The organism is Neptuniibacter sp. QD37_11 (assembly GCF_047778105.1).
Lineage (GTDB): Bacteria > Pseudomonadota > Gammaproteobacteria > Pseudomonadales > Balneatricaceae > Neptuniibacter.
The window spans coordinates 2,141,850-2,159,813 of the sequence record NZ_CP180552.1 but is presented as its reverse complement, the minus strand read 5'-3'; the positions used below and the strand labels follow the sequence as shown (position 1 = coordinate 2,159,813).

The following is a 17,964-nucleotide window of genomic DNA, read 5'->3' as shown; positions in this document are numbered from 1 at the left end:
TCTGACTAGGTTAGTTAAACCCAAAAATGCCACCTAATTAGGTGGCATTTTTGTTTCCTTACAACTCAAATGCAGCAGGTATCAGATTACATAAAAACTTAAACTCTCGTTTATCTGGAATCTCTCTTACCAGATATTCTTCGGTCATTTCTTTCTTCTGTTGAGCTAGAAATTGATCAAAACTCTTAGCGTTCTCTCGTGTTTCATCTGTCAGCCAGTCAACATTTTCAGGGGCTGCGATGATTGATTTTATCTCTTCGTAAGTGGAGCTGTGCTTGTGTTTATACTGATTGAGTTCGGTTGCTAAAACCTTTCCAAGTTCAGTGTCTAAATTCCCGCATGCAGTTATGACTATCGGTAGTGTTTCTATATTGAGATAAACCGAAATCATCTCCAAATAGCGCTTTGTTTTTGCCTCATCTTCTTGGCTCATAATATCTTCAGCATGGATAACGGTTGAGATCACTGAAAGTAAAAATGTAATTAAGATAGCTAGCAGTTTCATAATCAAAATCTTGCTACGTGATGTCGTTAAGGAATGGCTATAGTTTTGTTTGCGCTTGGTAGTACGAGGAAAACTCATCAATGAACAAGCGGACTTTGGCAGAGACGTGCTGCCTACTCGGATAGATGGCTGAAATCTCCATCGTCGGGGCCTGCCATTCGGGTAAGAGGTGTTTGATAGCTCCCGTTTCGATATGGGACTTAACCGCAAAATCAGGACACAAGCTGATTCCTTGACCGTTTAATACCAAGGCTCTAACTGCTTGAGCGCTGTTGATATTGAGCCCCGCATTTACCTCGACCGATTGGCATTGCCCATCTTCTTTATGCCTAAATTGCCAAACCTTGCCCGAACGATAATTTGTGTCTGCTATTAACTGATGGTTGTGTAGATCGCTTAATGTTTTGATCTCGGAATGCTGTTTTAAGTAATCGGGGCTAGCACACAGATAGCTATGGATAGTGCCGATTGGTTTTGCGATTAGAGAGGAATCTTGAGGTTTACCAATCCTGATTGCTAAGTCGTAGCCTTCATCAATCAAATCCACATAACGATCATTAAGCTGCAGGTCTATCTGCACTTCGGGGTACTTTTCTTTAAAGATAGTCAATACAGGCGTTAAGTGAATTTCTGCAAACGTACTAGGCGCTGTAATCTTAAGCTGCCCTTGAGGTGTTTGATGCAACTCTTTTACAGAATGATGGAGGTTGTTAAAGCCTTCTAGCAAATTGTTGCAGGGCTCAAGGTAGGCAAAGCCTGTTGTCGTTAGGCTTACCTGTCGGGTAGTGCGGTTTAATAATCTAACCCCGAGTTCAGTTTCTAGTTGCGCAATGTAATTGCTTACCTGCACTTTAGAAATACCAAGTTTTCGTGCTGCAGCTGAAAAGCCTTTCTCTTTGACCACTACAGTGAATACCTGCATACAGGTAATACGATCCATGAGGCTTATCTCGATTGTTAATGAAAGCGAAACAATCTATCAATAATTAAATGTATAGTAAATACATTATATTGTAAGCATACTTCTAACCTAACAGTTCAGCTCTTTCGATTTGTTGTACTTATGAGGACACAATCGCTAACGGAATAGTAAAACCAAAACAGCAAAGCTAGGACCGGCTGAAATCTGATGAAATTTAAGGTGGGTAACTTCTCATCTTTGCTTATCAATTTAAACGAGAATAAACATGTCCAAAGAGATTCTGATCAATCCGATAAGATTGAAAGATGCTGAGCGCATAGTCCGCATTACCATGGCCATTATCTTGGTAACGGCTGGCACAAGTAAGTTTTTTAGCGACGGTGGCTTTGTAAATTACTACTCAGGCTTATTCCAAGGGGATCTGCGCATTCAACTGCCTGCAATCCTGATCGATATGTATCTAAGCTGTATTCAGTATATCGAAGTGGGCTTAGGTTTAGCCTTGTTGGTGCCTAGACTCAAAGCTTACACCATGTACGGTTGGTTTGGATTTATGCTGAGCTTGCTGGTGGGGCATTACATTTTGCAAGAATGGTCCGCTGTAAACCAGATGCTGGATTATATCTTCTTAGGTGTGTTGTGCGTTGTGTTACCGATGCATGGTGAGTCATCAGTTAACGAATAGATGAAGATAGTGCTACATCGTTGAGATTTTAGAGTATGTATCTGATTCGATTAAATAAAATGCCACCTGATCGGTGGCATTTTTAGGCTAGGCTGTTAATCTACGAAGAACTATCTAGGTATTAGAAATTGTAGATTACACCCAGGGATACAGTGTCGACTTCGTCAGCAAAATCCATGCGTTCCCACTCTAAACGAAGATCTACTTTCTCCGTTACTGAGTAATTAGCACCTAGACCGTAAAGAACATCAGAGTCATCTTCTGATACCGATGCTAGGTTATTAATATCCGCATCGGCATCAATGTGTGCATAACCTAGTTTTGCAAAAACTTCTGCTTTTTCACCCACTGGTAGTTTGCCTAATAGCGCTACTGAGTATGCATCGCCATCAATCTTAACCGGTACGTTAAGCACATCAGCTGAGTTTTCACCTAAATCTTGATAAGCAAATTCAACTGCAAAATTTTTGTTGAAGTTGTATCCGCCAAAAATTTTCCAGCTAGTGTCTGAATCGTCAGTAACTGTTGCGCCAGTAACTTCTACGTAATCAACGCTAGTTTTACCTACGCCACCACCTAGATAGAAATTAGAATCTGCCATTGCAGCTTGTGAGAAAATTCCAGAGATAAGCGCTGTAGCTAGTAGTGTCTTTTTCACAACATTTGTTCCTTAAATAGTTGTTTGTAAGGGTGTTAATGCATTTGGGGGCGTAAGATACAGATCTGTAAATTAAGTTACTATAGGAAATCGTTAATACTGTAATTAATAGGGAGAAGTCCTTTTAAACGACTGGCTTAAAGTACAGTTTTATTTAAACTGGTTGTGTAAATAGTGTGCAGATTCATTGCGGATATGAACTAAGCAGAGCTGCTTTAGAATGAAGAAAACCGTAAGTTGAATACAAAACGAGATGCAGCCCAATCAATCCGCAAGCTGCCAGTTTGGATTGCTTTACGCCTTTTAATAAAAGTACCAAGGCTACGACGCCAGAGAATATTGATAAAAGGAGAAACAAAAAACCCAACAATAGTTCGATTGTATCGGATATGCCGTAAGGATCGTTTGGCGCAATATACATATCTGCGTAAACAAATGCTCTGAAAAAAAGCATAAAGCTAAATAGGCTGATAGATAGAGCAGCCGGAACCAAAATAGTAATTGTACCTTTTGTTGGTTTCATACGGCCGGATAATTCAGCTTAGCGATCTGGTTGATCAGGCTTTATAAACAAGCAATTCACCTTTCCCAACAGGGACTAAAGAGGTACTCAAATTTGATTGGTTGGCGATCCAAGCATTAAACCCTTCTAGCTCCTCTTTATGAGAAACTGCATTGTCACAAACAAGTAATCCGCCTTCTCTCAAAAGGCTGAAAAGTTGTTCTGCTATTGAAAGGTATTGGCTTCTATCAGCATCGAGGAAAATAAAGTCGATGTTTTGAGGAAGCTTAGGCAATAGATCTACAACGTCACCATCGAGTTGGGTAATCTTTGAATTTAGCTGAGCCTGACGGAAGTTTTCTGAGGCTTCATCGATCTTGCAGCTGTTATTTTCAATAGTAAAAACATGGCCTTCATCTGGAAGGGAAGAGGCTAACCAAAGTGTTGAATAGCCATTAGACGTACCGATCTCAAGTACGGTTTTGGCATTAGTTGCTTTGATTAAAACAGCTAGAAATTCACCCGTATCTCTTGTGATATTGAGATACTTTTTAGACCGCTCTGATTGGACTTTATCGTGTTTGAGCCCTATTTGTTCAAGGTCGTTTAAAAGTATTTCAAGATCCATCTTTAGTATTCCTTGTCATTATTGTCTCATTAAGCCCTTTTTAACTTTGTACGAACATTAATACAAATAACTGCAGTGAAGCGAATAGAAATTTTATGTTGTGATTTAACGCTTAATATATCAGCCTTTACCACTGTATTATGTTTTCTATCTGTTGTTTTAGAGCTGCAGTTGTAAGGTGTTTTTTGCAGAGAGCAGCTAATACAATATCGTCGAAAAAATTGATTACAAAGTGATAATTTTCTTCTGACGCTAGTTCAATGCTTACTACATGCTCATTTTTATTTGGATCTTCTAAAATCGGTGGTGAAGAGGTTAAAAATTCTAATAACTCGATAAGGAATTCCGTATCTAGGGTTGAATGACCTAACTTACCCTCCAGGGTTATCAATGCAATGCCTACCACACCTTCTAGATGTGAAATTTTGTTCAGTACTTTATCTGAGAAATCAACTTTATGTTCAGAGTATTGGATAACTTCGTCTAGGTTTAACTCATCTTCAATTACAGAAACGCTATTCATCTCATTCATTGCTTGAGCTTGATCAGGGAGTAGTTCCTCTAACAAAAACAGAATATCTTCTTTTTTTCGGGCATCAATAAAATAAATGGGTGCTTGAATACCAAGCTCATGCAGCCAACCTCTATATTCAGAGATTGATGGATTTGGTTTTATGTCAGACTTAGTTACCGCAATAATCAAAGGTTTATCATCTATAAGATGGCGAAACTTTTTGGTGTAAAAGTGAAGGTCGTGTTGAGGATATTTACGGTTGTTATCGAGGAATAAAATTTCGCCTGAATAATCTGATGCCAAGTTGGAAGTTATTATCTCCCACATAAATTGGAAGCGTTCTTGCCCTGGCGTTCCGTAACAATGAATGCGTTGATTGGTAGATGAGGTAACATAACCGTAGTCCATCGCTACAGTAGTGGTTTTTTTTTGTACTGATGTGCTATCAGAAGCATTTGCTTCAGTGTTAATACATTTGCCTTCGCTTATGGTGTTTATTGCTGTTGTCTTACCGGCACCGACGGCACCAAAGAAAATAATCTTTTTGTCCCTCATATAGGGAACACCCCTTCTTAGGCTGGTACTTATAAGATCAAGGAACTTGGAAAAAGAGTTTGGTCTTAGTGTTTGAAAATCATGATATTGATAATAACAAGCATAGACGTTTTTTTCTTGGCAATGCTAACTGAAAATAAGATTAATACTGTTTCGGAAAAGGAAGTCCTATTCAGAAATGATCTTAGTCATTATTACCGGCTTGATACTGCTAATGCTATACCTGCACCGACGAAGGTACTACCAATTGTTCGTGGTATCCAGTGTGAATCGGAAAGAGATTTAGAACGCTTTAAAAGCCTTGACCCCCAGTAGCTATAGCTTATAAGGCAAGTAGCGGAACAGCATAAGAATGTACTGACTAATAATGAAAACTGCGGGAGTAGATCAGCCTCAATCGTAATAAATTGGGGGAACAACGCCGTTGTAAATACGATTGCTTTAGGGTTGGTTAGTGCGACCAGAACTCCCTGAAGAAAATAGCTATGCTTGCTGTGTTTAGAGTCCTCACTAAGGTCTGAAGTCCTTAAAGATACATTTGAAAGCCAGATCTTTATACCGAGGTATACAAGATATATCGCGCCGAGAAATTTGATGATCATAAACGCTGTTGATGAACTGAGGACTAATGCGCTTAGGCCTAAAACAGAACATGATGACATCACAAATAGCCCAGTTATATTCCCTAAAATTGTATATAGGGAAGACTTCCAACCAGCTCGGAGGGAGTGGGACAGCACTAATAAAATTGCAGGCCCTGGAGTGATCGTTGCCACCAATGCTATCGAGATAAATGCAATCCAAGTACTGAGCTCCATAAGGCATCCTCTTTCACTTACGGTATAGAGTGTTCTGGTGAATAGGGCGAGTTTAGTTGCCAATTTAACAGTTAATGCCAGTTAGAAGCTATAGCTAGAATTGTCGGAGATAAAGGGCTCTGCCCCCTTTAATTAAATTACCCTGATACGTGATATGAGGTAAATTTTCATCTCTTACTATTTTCTTGTACCGCGCCTTAACTAGAGGATATAAAACGTTCTCTAATAGCTGCTTTAGCTTTTCTGCGTTTTCCGACCTTAGATTGCGAAATGTCCCTGTATTTGCGGATAAGCAAATAATTTCCGCTTTTCCATCTGCTAAAGCATCAAAGCAACCGCTAATGTAGCCTTTGAGAAAATCATAATTTTCATCTAAGACCTCTTCAGCTTTGGAAGATTGGTAATCCCAATGAAGATCATACCTATGCTGACATTTCTACCTTTTAGCTAGCTTAGCCTCAATTTCTTGTAGAGCGCTGATAGCTAACTTTTGTTCTCCATTTTGGTAAGACCATAAAGCTTTATTAAGGGAATCAATAAATTCAGGACCAAGATTTAGTTTACCAACAAATAGTTCCATTTCATTAAAAGCTTTTTCTAAAGTCATACCAGTATCAGATGGAAACCTATTCGGAGCTTTAAGGATTACATATCTGACTCTATCGAGTAATTTGGATTCTTCGCTCATAATCTCTCAAGACTCATAACGCCCAACATAAACGGCCGCAGCGCAGCTGTGGTCCAAGCCCAAAGGGCAACTTTTGATGTTTTTGTTATGTGCTTTCATGTTTAAAGCTACTTCGTATGAGGATGGACAAACCAATTACGCTAAGCACCAATATTATCAATTCCGCAAAACCAGCTAACAATATGCTCACTCCCCATGTAGCCCACACTCCAAGATAAAGCAGCAATGCTCCGTGAAAAAATATTGAAAACAGCCACGAGCAAGCCCTTCTTTTGACTGATTTCTTAGGTAATGTAGCCACTAAGTAGATAGAGAATATGTAAACAAATGCAATTCCTACTGCTTTCAAGAGAAACGGATTTGATAGGATCTCACCTGACAATATCTCTGGTAGTGAAATAAACACCAAAACTACAAGGGCCATCACGATATAAGACCCTCCTACGATGTGTGAAATCCATTTTGCTATCTGTGCTTCCATATCTTTAGTTCACATAACAGCTAAATATACGACAAGTGGTTTGCGGAAAGGTGACACTTTGTTGTATATCCCCAAATTTTTAAAAATTGGTAATAGTCTTTAACCCATTGAAATTAAATGTATTAATCAGGATTTATGAAAATGAGAAGTTGTAGAAAAGCGACAAAGTGTCGTGTTTCTAAATCAAAACTGGAAAATGACCATTTATACGAATCATGCTCAATAGTCCATTAAGGTGGGTTAACCTATTTCCTTAGTTGCCCCCATACTGGCAGAGATAAGGGAATATGAAAAGTACAGGAAAGTATTGGTTGTAATCTTTATCTCTAGCCACGAAGTGGCGTCCTAAAAGCGTAGCGTTCTCTAGGAGCAGCCGTCCTCTAGCAACGAAGTTGCGTCCTGCTCTTAACCAACAACATCCAACTCTCTCTGCTTAAACTCCGCACCCAACCCCTCAACAATCTCCCGGCACTGAACAATATCAACACCCTCTAACCCATTAATTGCCGATACCTGTACATCATCAATCAGTTCGCTGGCACGTTTGATAAAGGCTTCTACTGCTTTGTAAGAGTCGGGCAGGGCTGGTTGGCAATGTTGTTGGTAGACCTCTTCGTTTTGAGCATTCAGCGAGATCGATAGAGCGTCTATGCATTCTGCCAATTCGGGCACTATGTCGCGTTTATGGAAGAGGTTGCCGAGGCCATCGGTGTTTATACGGGTTTTACCGCCGTTTTCTTTTACCCAAGTAGCGATTTTCAACAGAGCTTTTAGGCGAAGTGTGGGTTCGCCATAGCCACAAAATACGATTTCATCGTAATCGGTTGGGTTTCCGATTAAGGGGATGATTGTGTCTGCTTCTGGGCGTTTGCTTAGATAGAGTTCGTGACCTTTGACTTCGGTTGAGCCGTTATGTTTTGGGCAGAATTGGCAGGCGAGAGTGCAACGGTCGGTTAAGTTGATGTAGAGGCTATTGCGGATCTGATAAACGTAGCTGTCTTGGTGTTCGCATGGGGTAGAGCGTTTTGCAGGGTTGGGGCGTTTTTGTGTCATAGCTTACTGCTTATCAGCGATATTTATAGATAGAAATCTACTTTAGCAGGGCGAGTTAACAGGGGCGTTGATGCTTATCAAAAGTGATCCGGTTAGGGTGCAAATGCACCCTATAACCGGTATCGAAGGGGAAGGTTTCGCTATGAATTTGGTGCGTTTTACGCGGCTGCTTGCTGGGCGCCGTGTTCTGGGTGAGTCGCTATAAAGTGGTTGAGTACTTTTTGCAGCATTTCTGCGTGACCATAATTGTGATCACGCTGTGCTTTGGCGATGTCATCCATAATAATTCGTTTAATTTTCTGTTCGCCGTCATGGGTAATCATGTAGTGACCGAGAGCCATGGCGATCATTGGGTCCATGTGTTCGTGTTCTGCAATGGCATCAACTTCGTCTGCAGTTAGGTCACTTAGTTCCAGGCATTCTTCGTAGGTCAACATTTCTCTCTTCCTCTGCCTTTAACAGGCTATTTTTTTATGTCTATCGGAGTCTCTACCGGTCTCTCTCCAAACCGGTAAATAAGAGTTTAGGAGAGGAATTTAAGTTTCTCTAATACATTAGGAGGATAAAAATTCACAATGAATATTCATTCAAGTATTGAAATTCATGTTGCAGCTGCGAAAGATGAGTTTGATTCAACTAAGGATTTGCCGTATTTAAAGGGCTAGCGGCGTGGTGCAGAACAGCAGCCCTATTTTGGTGCGAATGAACCAGAATAGGGAGCTATAAAAATTAATTTTTTAGACGATTAAAGAATAACTGGAAAGTCGCTTTTTAGGCGTTCTAAAAGCGCCTGTTTTCCTTGCGGATTCTTTTGTGTGACATCTTCCCCAGCTGTAGGGAAATGGATGTCGCGAAGGCGGGATAACCAGAAGCGCAGCGCTGCGGTTTTCATCATTGCCGGTAACAGATCGATCTCCATCGGATCTAAAGGGCGGATCTCCTGATACATCTGCAGCATCTGCTGCGCTTTCTGGATATCAAACTGATTATTGGTTTCGTCAAAGCACCACGCGTTAAGGGTAACGCTTAGATCGTATAGATATGGTGTAGAGCACGCGTGATAGAAATCGATTAGCCCCGATAAACGCTCGCCATCAAACATAGCGTTGTCTGGGAACAGGTCTGCGTGTACAGGACCAGAAGGTAATGTCGTCCAGTCGATATCACCGGTTTCCATCAAGCTGTTTTGTAATAGTGTTTGCTGCTCTTTATCTAGCTTAGGTAACACACGAGACGCTAGCTCGTTGCACCACTGCGGAATATGGCTGTACTCATCGAGTTCTAATTGTGACGAGAGCTGGTGGAACTGAGCGAGGGTGCTGCCAATAGTTCTCGCTTGTGAAAGCGTCGGTTGTTCTAGCGGAGCGCCTTCTAAACAGTTCATTAATACGGCGGGTTTGCCGTTTAGCATACCAAATAGATCACCGTTATTTAGATGAATAGGCTGAGCGCAGGCAAGCTCGTTAATCGCTAGATGATCCACTAGACCCAGAATAAAGGGCAGTTTCTCTTTAGGTACAGATTCAACCAGTGTTAGGACAAAGCGGCCTTGATCGGTATCGACAAAAAAATTGCTGTTCTCAACGCCTGCGCTAATGCCTTTATAGCTTTGTAACTCACCAACAGCGTAGTTCTGAAGGTAAGTTTTAAGTTCTGAAAAGCTAACTGCGGTGTAAACTGACATTATCGGTCTTTGTCCTACTGGTGTATCTGTTAGTGATTTTTTGGTGATTCAGTGTTCTTTTGTAGCCACTGCCATAGGCTTTCTGCACAGCTCTTACGCACTAGGATGTCGTAATCCTTAGTGTCGTGCAGAGACATAATGTTGATACCTTCAGCTAGCTCAACATCAGTAACAGGTAAGCATGAAAACTGCTGGGTATTAGAGCTACTTAGCAGGTAATGAATCGCTGCTTTATTTAGATACGCTTTTGAGCCGTCTTCGGAGGTTTCTAGTTTAAGATCTTCGCCAAAGGTTTCGCGCAGTGCTTGGAATACAGATTCATGCGCACCGGTTGGCGGAAGAACCAACCAACGGTTCTCGTTGATCCACAGAATCGCTAAACGGCCCATGCAAGATATGCGATTAACCGTTAGCGGTTGAGCAACACCCATCACTTCACCCACAGCGATAAGCAGATCTTGGTCAGGCTCGGTATCCAGTGCAAGATCACCAATAAAAGGGCGCTCCCGCACAATAATGCTATTAATTCGGCTGTCGTTGTCTATCGCTGCTTGGATGTTCAAATGAACCAGCGTGCCGCCTTGGGTGGCTTTGTTAGTATTGTTTTGCATAGACATTTTACTCCTTTACAGGGCTTTCGCCTGTAAATCAGCGTGGTAAGAGGAGCGAACCATCGGGCCACTGGCAACATTTTTAAAGCCAAGCTCGTAACCGATCTCTTCGTACTCTTTAAATTCTTCCGGTGTTACATAACGCTCTACAGCGAGGTGATATTTACTTGGCTGTAGGTATTGGCCGATGGTTAACATGTCGACATCATTAGCACGAAGATCTTTCATTACTTTGATGATCTCCTCTTTGGTTTCACCCAAACCAACCATCAATCCAGATTTTGTATCGACTTCTGGATTTAAACGCTTAAATTGGTAAAGCAGATTAAGCGAGTTATGGTAATCCGCACCCGGGCGTACCGATGGGTACAAGCTAGGAACAGTTTCCATATTGTGATTCAGAACATCTGGGACCTGCTGAGATAAGATCTCTAATGCAAGATCAACTTTGCCACGAAAATCTGGAACTAAGATCTCAACTTTTAGATCTACACTGACTTTACGTGCTTCTTTTACAACTTCAGCAAAATGCGCTGCACCACCATCTCTTAGATCGTCACGATCTACCGAGGTGATAACTACATATTTAAGACCGAGCTTTTCGATCGTAGATGCACAATTCTTAGGCTCTTCTGGATCAAGCGCCATTGGTCGACCATGCGCTACATCACAGAAAGGGCAGCGGCGTGTGCAAATAGCACCCATGATCATCAATGTTGCTGTTTTGTGACTAAAGCACTCAGCCAAGTTAGGGCAGGATGCTTCTTCACAAACCGTATGTAATTTAAGGTCGCGAAGTTGTTTCTTAACCTTTTTTACATTGGCATTTGAGCGGGCATCTATACGAATCCATTCCGGTTTACGTAGGCGTTCTCTTTCTGGGTCTGGCTTATGACGCAGACGAGACATTTTTGATTCGCCTTTCAGCTCTTGTAGTGGAATCAATTCCATAGTGACACCTCGCGATGTTCAGTTAAAAATAGAGGCCAAGCTGATAAGGTGGCAGCCCGGCCTCCAAGACTTACAGGGATGGAAACGGATTAACCGCGGTAGTAACGCTGCTCAATAAATGGTGCTTTAGAAACCACCATTGGTAGCTGCTTGCCACGTACTAGAGCGAAAACTTCTGTTTCAAGTGCAGAGTAAGCAGTTTCTACATAACCCATAGCTACTGGCTTGCCTACTGTCGGGCCGAAGCTGCCAGAAGTAACAGTACCGATTTTTTCACCGTCAGCATTAACAAGGTCAGCGCCTTCACGAATAGGGGCTTTACCTGATGCGATAAGGCCAACACGCTTACGGCTGTAGTTTTTGTTAGCGATCTGATCAAGGATCTTGTCAGCACCTGGGAAACCGCCAGCACGTTCGCCATCTGCACGACGGCACTTGCTGATCGCCCAGATAAGGCTGCCTTCGATTGGTGTCGTTGTTGGATCTAGGTCGTGACCGTATAGGCAAAGACCAGATTCCAAACGTAGAGAGTCACGTGCACCAAGACCAATAAACTCAACTTCAGGCTGCTCTAGGAATAGACGGCATAGACGCTCTGCTTCAGCGGATGGGATAGAGATCTCATAACCATCTTCACCTGTGTAGCCAGAACGGCTTACGAAGCAGTCAACGCCATCGATAGCGATGTGACGAGAGTCCATGAATACAAGTTCATTAACTTCTGGGCAGATGCGAGATAGTGCTTGTGCTGCTTCTGGGCCTTGAAGTGCAACCAGTGCGCGGTCATCAAGAACTTCTAGCTCAACGCCTTCGCCAAGGTTTGCGCGCATGTGAGCGATGTCCTGATCTTTACATGCAGCGTTAACTACAACGTAAAGGTGATCACCGTAGTTAGTTACCATCAGGTCGTCCATGATGCCGCCTTCATCGTTAGTGAAAAGGGCATAACGCTGTTTGCCTGCTGGAAGATCGATAATGTCTACAGGTACTAGCTTCTCTAGCTCAGCTGCAGCATTTTCGCCTGTTAGCTTAACCTGACCCATGTGAGATACATCAAAAAGACCAGCGTGATCACGGGTGTGAACGTGTTCTTTTTTTACACCTAGCGGGTATTGAACCGGCATTTCAAAACCTGCGAAAGGTACCATTTTTCCACCTAGCTCAATGTGCAGGTCATATAGAGGTGTTTTGCTCAGTTCGGACATTGTGTTCTCCATAATGCTTGTTCTGTGCAGCCTTCGTAATTACGAAGTTGCTCGTGTTCTTCAGGTGCAGTTCTTTGACTACAGTTCTTTAAGTACAATCTGATGGAAAAGCTCTATTGGGGTAAAACTCTTTCAACAGATTGTTCAGGCTTTAAAGGATCGGACCACCGTCGGTGATCCGATCTTTAGCTTTAAAGCTAAGGATTAAGCGTTTTTACCATCAGTTGTATCAACTGGAGCACCGTTACGCGCGAAGTACTCTTTAGTCAGTTTGAAGACAACCGGGCTCAATAGCGCCAGAGCAATCAAGTTAGGCAGAGCCATCATGGCATTTAGCGTATCTGCTACTAGCCAGATGAAATCCAGACTTACGATTGCGCCTACAGGCACCGCAATAATCCAAAGAACACGGTATGGTTTGATCGCTTTAACACCGAATAGGAACTCAACACAGCGTTCGCCGTAGAAAGACCAACCGATGATTGTAGTGAAAGCGAATACCGCTAGAGCGATAGCTACTAGGTAGTTACCAACGCCAGGAAGTGCATGAGCGAACGCTGCAGACGTTAGTGCTGCGCCAGACTCGCCTGATGTCCATGCACCAGAAGTAATGATAACCAGACCAGTAATCGAACAGATGATTAGGGTATCGATAAACGTACCCAGCATCGCGATTAGACCTTGGCGAACAGGATCTTTTGTTTGAGACGCAGCGTGGGCAATAGGTGCAGAACCTAGACCCGCTTCGTTCGAGAAGACACCACGTGCTACACCGAAACGGATAGCCGCCCAAACAGCAGCACCCGCAAAACCACCTTCAGCCGCAGCTGGAGAGAATGCGTGAGTGAATACTAGATCCAATGCTGCTGGGATTGCTTCAGCATTAATAGCTAGTACTACAAGGCCAGCACCTAGGTAAGCAATTGCCATTAGAGGTACTAGAGAACCAGCAACTGCGCCGATACGCTTGATACCACCAATCAAAACGGCACCAACAAGTACCATTAGGATCACGCCTGTTACCCAAACATCTAGGCCAAAGTTAGATTCTAGAACGTCTGCAACAGAGTTGGACTGTACCGTGTTACCGATACCGAAAGCGGCTACTGCACCAAAGATTGCAAATGCAGTACCTAGCCAAGCCCACTTAGCGCCAAGACCGTTTTTGATGTAGTACATCGGACCACCAACATGGCGGCCTTCTTCGTCTACTTCACGGTACTTCACAGCAAGTACTGCTTCAGAGAACTTCGTTGCCATACCAACCAGTGCGGTACACCACATCCAGAATAGAGCACCAGGGCCACCTAGGAATACAGCCGTTGCTACACCGGCAATGTTACCAGTACCAACCGTTGCTGATAGCGCAGTCATTAGTGCTTGGAAGGGGGAGATTTCGCCTTCTTTTTCTTCTCCTTTTTTAGTTTTACGGCCTTCGAACAGAAGTTTGAAACCCGTACCTAGTTTAAGAAGAGGCATAAGACGTAGACCCAGCATTAGGAATAAACCAACGCCAAGAATAAGAACAAGCATCATAGGACCCCACACGATCCCATTAATGCTGCTGATGATAGAGGTTAATGTTTCCATGAACCTAGACTCCAATCGGATTGTTATTTTTATTTGAACGCACTTGGATTGTTTAAAACTTCTTAAAGCACCAGGGCAGAGCTTTTAGATTTCCAAACATGCTTACTTACAAAAGGTGAAGCTTTTGGCTTCGCTTACTTCGCTTGAATCTGCCACTCAAGAAAAAGAAAGGTTATTTGTGAAATAAGTTTCCAATACGAAACAAAGCTAGCGTAAGGGAAAATTAATTTCAACGAAAATATGTTGAAAAAGATTTGATTAGATCTATCTAATTCTTAATTTTTGAATAAAGCCTAATAAAAACAATTGGTTGGCGTTATAGGAAAAATTTTCATTTTGGACAAGTAGGCTAAAAAGCTTATCAGCAGGGCGGTTTACTATGATGAATCTAGGATCGTTAGCTAGATTTTGACAGCTTTAAATCCATAGGGGCTATCGCTGTTGAGTTGGTTGCGTCAATGAAATAAGGAATAGGCTTTAATGAAGCAAGTAGCGTTTAAGGTGAATTTGAGAGCAATAAAACTGGATTTAAATGAAAAAAGTTTCCAATAGGAAACTTTTTGTTGATTTTGGAAAATCTCACTGCTAGTCTGAAATCAAATCGACGGTATTTGAACAATTAGTGATCAATTTGTTCGAAGTTATATAGCTCTTTAGTAAGCGGACTATCACCGCAACCGTACAAAGAGACGGTTTAAAGAGTAGATAAATAAAATAATAAAAAGAGCGGTAAGACCGCTGTAGTGAGGTCGCAGTGCCATTAAGTATTTTTGATCTATATAAAGTAGGGATTGGCCCTTCCAGTTCTCATACGGTAGGCCCAGTGGTTGCGGCTAATCGTTTCTTAGATGAATTGCGTGAGCGTGATCAACTGGATCAAGTTGCCTCAGTACATGTAGGTTTGTTCGGTTCTTTAGCGATGACAGGTAAAGGTCACGCAACGGATGTTGCGGTGATGATCGGTCTAATGGGTGAGAAGCCAGATCTAGTCGATCCAGATAAAGTGCCTGTTTACGTTGATCAGATTCGTAACACTAAGCAGATCAATTTGGCAGGCGAACGCATGATTGCGTTCAATCCTGAAACGGATCTGCCTTTTAACTTTGGTGAGTCCTTACCAAAGCATCCAAACGGCATGCATTTTAAAGCGTACGATGCAGCCGGCATTATTTTGCACGACAACATCTTTTACTCCGTAGGCGGTGGCTTTGTACTAAGTGACGTCGAAGCAGGTAAAGAGAAAGGTGCAGAACCTGAATTCAAGCTTCCTTTCCACTTCGATAATGGCGTTGAGCTATTAGACGTCTGTGAGCGTGAAGGCAAAACCATTGCTGAAATCGTTTTAGCCAATGAGCTGACTTGGGCCGAACAAGACGTGTTAGAAGAGCGCCTGTGGAACCTTTGGCAGGTGATGGATAACTGCATTAAGCGTGGCTGTACAGAAGAGGGTGAGCTACCGGGTGGTCTACATGTTAAACGCCGTGCCAACGAGCTTTATGAAGAACTCAAATCTAGCCCAGAAGCAGCTCTGAAAGATCAGCTAACCGTAATGGATTGGGTCAATCTATTTGCTATTGCGGTTAACGAAGAGAACGCAGCGGGCGGTCGAGTGGTAACGGCGCCAACAAATGGTGCTGCCGGTGTTATCCCTGCTGTTCTAGCTTACTACGACCGTTTTGTCCCGGGTTCAAATCGACAAGGTATTTTCGATTTCTTAGCGACATCCGCTGCTATCGGCATGCTTTATAAGAAGAACGCTTCTATCTCGGCTGCCGAAGTGGGCTGCCAAGGTGAGATCGGCGTGGCTTGTTCTATGGCTGCCGGCGCGCTTTGTGCCGTGATGGGCGGTACTAATCAGCAGATCGAGAACGCTGCGGAAATTGGCATGGAGCATAACTTAGGCCTGACCTGTGATCCGATTGGTGGTCTGGTGCAAGTGCCGTGTATCGAACGTAACACCATGGGGGCTGTGAAAGCGATCAATGCTGCACGCCTAGCGCTTCGTGGTGATGGTGAACATCATGTATCTCTAGACTCTGTTATCGAAACGATGCGTCAAACAGGTCTGGATATGCAGGATAAATATAAAGAAACCTCTCAAGGTGGGCTAGCCGTAAACGTGGTTGCCTGCTGATTCTTCGTAATAAAAAAATAAGAGAATAAAAAATAATGAGTCACAGTGATCTGTATCGCAACGACGCTGTTTGCGAAGCATTTTTTACCCAAGACCTAGCAGAGCGCGATGCTGATCTGCTGTCTGCAGTAAATGAAGAGTTTGATCGTCAGGAGATGGGGATTGAGCTGATAGCCTCTGAAAATATTGTATCTAAAGCCGTAATGCAGGCGCAGGGTACAGTACTAACAAACAAATATGCAGAAGGTTATCCAGGCCGTCGTTACTACGGTGGTTGTGAGTACGTAGATAAGGCTGAAGGCCTAGCTATCGAGCGTGCAAAAGAGCTATTTAACTGCGAATTCGTAAACGTTCAGCCGCACTCCGGTGCGCAAGCAAACGGCGCGGTTATGTTGGCACTATTGCAGCCGGGCGATACTGTATTGGGCATGTCTCTGGATGCTGGTGGTCACTTGACTCACGGTGCGCGTCCAGCCCTTTCTGGTAAATGGTTCAATGCTGTGCAATACGGTGTGTCTCGTGAAGATAGCCGTATTGACTACGATGAAATTGAGAAGCTAGCAGTTGAATGCCAGCCTAAGATGATTATTGCAGGTGGTTCTGCGATTCCACGTCAGATCGATTTCGCACGCTTCCGTGAGATCGCTGACAAAGTAGGTGCGTACCTGTTTGTTGATATGGCGCACATCGCAGGTTTAGTGGCGACAGGTGCTCACCCATCACCACTTCCTCATGCCCACGTTGTAACGACAACAACGCACAAAACTCTACGTGGCCCACGTGGCGGCATGATCCTATCTAACGATCTGGATTTAGGTAAGAAGATCAACTCTGCGGTATTCCCAGGTCTTCAGGGTGGTCCACTGATGCACGTAATCGCAGCGAAAGCGGTTGCTTTCGGTGAAGCGTTACAGCCTGAATTTAAAGTTTACATCGACCGCGTTGTAGAGAATGCCAAAGTACTTGCGGGCGTTATGGTTGAACGTGGTTGCGACATCGTAACTGGCGGTACAGATACGCACCTGATGTTGGTCGATCTTCGTCCTAAAGGTCTTAAAGGTAATGTCGTAGATGAAGCGCTAGAGCGTGCCGGCATTACTTGTAACAAAAATGGCATCCCATTTGACCCTGAAAAACCAATGGTGACTTCTGGTATTCGTCTTGGCACGCCAGCAGGTACAAGCCGTGGTTTTGGTCCAGAAGAATTTAAGCTGATTGGTAACCTGATTAGCGATGTATTGGATGGTCTAGTGGCTAACCCAGAAGATAACTCCAAAGTTGAAGCGGAAGTGCGTGCGCAGGTCGAAGAGCTGTGCAAGAAGTTCCCTCTTTACCGTTAATAAACCTGTGTAACGAATGAGCAATAGGAAAACAATATGAGCATTCCATCTAACTACCTTTTCACACCAAGCCATGAGTGGGTTCTGGATAATGGTGACGGCACTATCTCTCTAGGCGTATCTGATCACGCTCAGGAACTTCTAGGTGATGTGGTTTTCGTTGAACTACCAGAGATCGGCCACGCAGTAGAAGCGGGTGAAGAGTTTTCTCTAGTTGAATCTGTAAAAGCAGCGTCTGACATCTACTCTCCAGTAAGTGGCGAAGTAGTTGAAGTAAACGAAGCTTTGGAAGATGCACCGGAGACAGTAAACGAAGCGCCTTACACAGATGGCTGGATCGTAAAAATTAAGCTTTCTGATTCATCTGAATTGGCGAAACTTCTAAACGCAGAAGCGTACGAAGCAACGATTGCAGAAGAAGCTTAATTGGTTGAGTTGCT

At 43.1% G+C, this 17,964-nt stretch carries 20 protein-coding genes; 4 read left to right on the top strand and 16 right to left on the bottom strand.

Features of this window, described 5'->3' with window-relative positions; genetic code table 11:
* Positions 1-58: 58 nt before the first annotated feature.
* Both ACMXYT_RS09865 and ACMXYT_RS09860 read right to left on the bottom strand, forming a co-directional pair.
* Positions 59-505 (bottom strand): hypothetical protein, encoded by a 447-nt coding sequence (locus ACMXYT_RS09865; protein ID WP_415911381.1) that lies wholly within the window; start codon positions 503-505, stop codon positions 59-61.
* A gap of 37 nt (positions 506-542) precedes the next feature.
* On the bottom strand, positions 543-1,445 hold the full coding sequence (locus ACMXYT_RS09860; protein WP_415911380.1) for a LysR family transcriptional regulator: 903 nt from the start codon (positions 1,443-1,445) through the stop codon (positions 543-545).
* A gap of 247 nt (positions 1,446-1,692) precedes the next feature.
* Here ACMXYT_RS09860 and ACMXYT_RS09855 point away from each other — a divergent pair, with 247 nt between their 5' ends.
* A complete protein-coding gene (locus tag ACMXYT_RS09855) occupies positions 1,693-2,112 on the top strand; it encodes a hypothetical protein (protein ID WP_415911379.1) in 420 nt (139 codons plus the stop codon).
* Between the two features lie 121 nt (positions 2,113-2,233).
* On the opposite strand, the gene ACMXYT_RS09850 is transcribed toward ACMXYT_RS09855, so the two are convergent.
* The 14 genes from ACMXYT_RS09850 to ACMXYT_RS09785 form a co-directional block, all read right to left on the bottom strand.
* A complete protein-coding gene (locus ACMXYT_RS09850; protein WP_415898526.1) occupies positions 2,234-2,770 on the bottom strand; it encodes a porin family protein in 537 nt (178 codons plus the stop codon).
* A gap of 184 nt (positions 2,771-2,954) precedes the next feature.
* A complete protein-coding gene (locus ACMXYT_RS09845) occupies positions 2,955-3,293 on the bottom strand; it encodes a hypothetical protein (RefSeq protein WP_415898525.1) in 339 nt (112 codons plus the stop codon).
* A 34-nt stretch (positions 3,294-3,327) separates the two neighbouring features.
* Complete coding sequence (locus tag ACMXYT_RS09840; RefSeq protein ID WP_415898524.1) at positions 3,328-3,900, bottom strand: O-methyltransferase; 573 nt, start codon at positions 3,898-3,900, stop codon at positions 3,328-3,330.
* Positions 3,901-4,027: 127 nt separating this feature from the next.
* Entirely contained in the window at positions 4,028-4,969 is a 942-nt protein-coding gene (locus ACMXYT_RS09835; RefSeq protein ID WP_415911378.1) for a GTP-binding protein, read from the bottom strand.
* A gap of 194 nt (positions 4,970-5,163) precedes the next feature.
* A complete protein-coding gene (locus ACMXYT_RS09830) occupies positions 5,164-5,787 on the bottom strand; it encodes a LysE family translocator (protein WP_415911377.1) in 624 nt (207 codons plus the stop codon).
* 436 nt (positions 5,788-6,223) lie between these two features.
* Positions 6,224-6,475, bottom strand: coding sequence for a hypothetical protein (locus tag ACMXYT_RS09825; RefSeq protein ID WP_415898521.1), 252 nt, complete (start codon positions 6,473-6,475; stop codon positions 6,224-6,226).
* Positions 6,476-6,560: 85 nt separating this feature from the next.
* The gene (locus ACMXYT_RS09820; protein ID WP_415898520.1) at positions 6,561-6,956 is read right to left on the bottom strand and encodes a hypothetical protein; all 396 of its coding nucleotides are present in this window, start codon (positions 6,954-6,956) and stop codon (positions 6,561-6,563) included.
* 405 nt (positions 6,957-7,361) lie between these two features.
* Positions 7,362-8,009 carry a TatD family nuclease-associated radical SAM protein gene (locus ACMXYT_RS09815; RefSeq protein WP_415898519.1) on the bottom strand — a complete coding sequence of 216 codons (648 nt, stop codon included), beginning with the start codon at positions 8,007-8,009 and terminating at the stop codon, positions 7,362-7,364.
* A 158-nt stretch (positions 8,010-8,167) separates the two neighbouring features.
* Positions 8,168-8,446, bottom strand: coding sequence for a hypothetical protein (locus ACMXYT_RS09810; protein WP_415891735.1), 279 nt, complete (start codon positions 8,444-8,446; stop codon positions 8,168-8,170).
* Positions 8,447-8,754: 308 nt separating this feature from the next.
* On the bottom strand, positions 8,755-9,693 hold the full coding sequence (locus tag ACMXYT_RS09805; protein WP_415898518.1) for a homoserine kinase: 939 nt from the start codon (positions 9,691-9,693) through the stop codon (positions 8,755-8,757).
* Between the two features lie 29 nt (positions 9,694-9,722).
* On the bottom strand, positions 9,723-10,304 hold the full coding sequence (locus ACMXYT_RS09800) for a sarcosine oxidase subunit gamma family protein (protein ID WP_415898517.1): 582 nt from the start codon (positions 10,302-10,304) through the stop codon (positions 9,723-9,725).
* 15 nt (positions 10,305-10,319) lie between these two features.
* Complete coding sequence (lipA, locus tag ACMXYT_RS09795; protein ID WP_415898516.1) at positions 10,320-11,255, bottom strand: lipoyl synthase; 936 nt, start codon at positions 11,253-11,255, stop codon at positions 10,320-10,322.
* A gap of 89 nt (positions 11,256-11,344) precedes the next feature.
* Positions 11,345-12,460 (bottom strand): glycine cleavage system aminomethyltransferase GcvT, encoded by a 1,116-nt coding sequence (gcvT, locus tag ACMXYT_RS09790; RefSeq protein ID WP_415898515.1) that lies wholly within the window; start codon positions 12,458-12,460, stop codon positions 11,345-11,347.
* 204 nt (positions 12,461-12,664) lie between these two features.
* A complete protein-coding gene (locus ACMXYT_RS09785) occupies positions 12,665-14,050 on the bottom strand; it encodes an alanine/glycine:cation symporter family protein (RefSeq protein ID WP_415891731.1) in 1,386 nt (461 codons plus the stop codon).
* Between the two features lie 823 nt (positions 14,051-14,873).
* Here ACMXYT_RS09785 and ACMXYT_RS09780 point away from each other — a divergent pair.
* The 3 genes from ACMXYT_RS09780 to gcvH are packed head-to-tail and all read left to right on the top strand — an operon-like array spanning position 14,874 to position 17,950.
* Positions 14,874-16,184 carry an L-serine ammonia-lyase gene (locus ACMXYT_RS09780; protein WP_415901113.1) on the top strand — a complete coding sequence of 437 codons (1,311 nt, stop codon included), beginning with the start codon at positions 14,874-14,876 and terminating at the stop codon, positions 16,182-16,184.
* Between the two features lie 35 nt (positions 16,185-16,219).
* Positions 16,220-17,524 (top strand): serine hydroxymethyltransferase, encoded by a 1,305-nt coding sequence (locus ACMXYT_RS09775; RefSeq protein ID WP_415884248.1) that lies wholly within the window; start codon positions 16,220-16,222, stop codon positions 17,522-17,524.
* Positions 17,525-17,560: 36 nt separating this feature from the next.
* Complete coding sequence (gcvH, locus tag ACMXYT_RS09770) at positions 17,561-17,950, top strand: glycine cleavage system protein GcvH (protein WP_415891729.1); 390 nt, start codon at positions 17,561-17,563, stop codon at positions 17,948-17,950.
* Positions 17,951-17,964: the final 14 nt, after the last annotated feature.

Coding starts and splice junctions, on each gene's coding strand:
- ACMXYT_RS09865 (WP_415911381.1), bottom strand. CDS start 505: ATGAAACTGCTAGCTATCTTAATTACATTTTTACTTTCAGTGATCTCA.
- ACMXYT_RS09860 (WP_415911380.1), bottom strand. CDS start 1,445: ATGGATCGTATTACCTGTATGCAGGTATTCACTGTAGTGGTCAAAGAG.
- ACMXYT_RS09855 (WP_415911379.1), top strand. CDS start 1,693: ATGTCCAAAGAGATTCTGATCAATCCGATAAGATTGAAAGATGCTGAG.
- ACMXYT_RS09845 (WP_415898525.1), bottom strand. CDS start 3,293: ATGAAACCAACAAAAGGTACAATTACTATTTTGGTTCCGGCTGCTCTA.
- ACMXYT_RS09840 (WP_415898524.1), bottom strand. CDS start 3,900: ATGGATCTTGAAATACTTTTAAACGACCTTGAACAAATAGGGCTCAAA.
- ACMXYT_RS09835 (WP_415911378.1), bottom strand. CDS start 4,969: ATGAGGGACAAAAAGATTATTTTCTTTGGTGCCGTCGGTGCCGGTAAG.
- ACMXYT_RS09830 (WP_415911377.1), bottom strand. CDS start 5,787: ATGGAGCTCAGTACTTGGATTGCATTTATCTCGATAGCATTGGTGGCA.
- ACMXYT_RS09825 (WP_415898521.1), bottom strand. CDS start 6,475: ATGAGCGAAGAATCCAAATTACTCGATAGAGTCAGATATGTAATCCTT.
- ACMXYT_RS09820 (WP_415898520.1), bottom strand. CDS start 6,956: ATGGAAGCACAGATAGCAAAATGGATTTCACACATCGTAGGAGGGTCT.
- ACMXYT_RS09815 (WP_415898519.1), bottom strand. CDS start 8,009: ATGACACAAAAACGCCCCAACCCTGCAAAACGCTCTACCCCATGCGAA.
- ACMXYT_RS09810 (WP_415891735.1), bottom strand. CDS start 8,446: ATGTTGACCTACGAAGAATGCCTGGAACTAAGTGACCTAACTGCAGAC.
- ACMXYT_RS09805 (WP_415898518.1), bottom strand. CDS start 9,693: ATGTCAGTTTACACCGCAGTTAGCTTTTCAGAACTTAAAACTTACCTT.
- ACMXYT_RS09800 (WP_415898517.1), bottom strand. CDS start 10,304: ATGCAAAACAATACTAACAAAGCCACCCAAGGCGGCACGCTGGTTCAT.
- lipA (WP_415898516.1), bottom strand. CDS start 11,255: ATGGAATTGATTCCACTACAAGAGCTGAAAGGCGAATCAAAAATGTCT.
- gcvT (WP_415898515.1), bottom strand. CDS start 12,460: ATGTCCGAACTGAGCAAAACACCTCTATATGACCTGCACATTGAGCTA.
- ACMXYT_RS09785 (WP_415891731.1), bottom strand. CDS start 14,050: ATGGAAACATTAACCTCTATCATCAGCAGCATTAATGGGATCGTGTGG.
- ACMXYT_RS09775 (WP_415884248.1), top strand. CDS start 16,220: ATGAGTCACAGTGATCTGTATCGCAACGACGCTGTTTGCGAAGCATTT.
- gcvH (WP_415891729.1), top strand. CDS start 17,561: ATGAGCATTCCATCTAACTACCTTTTCACACCAAGCCATGAGTGGGTT.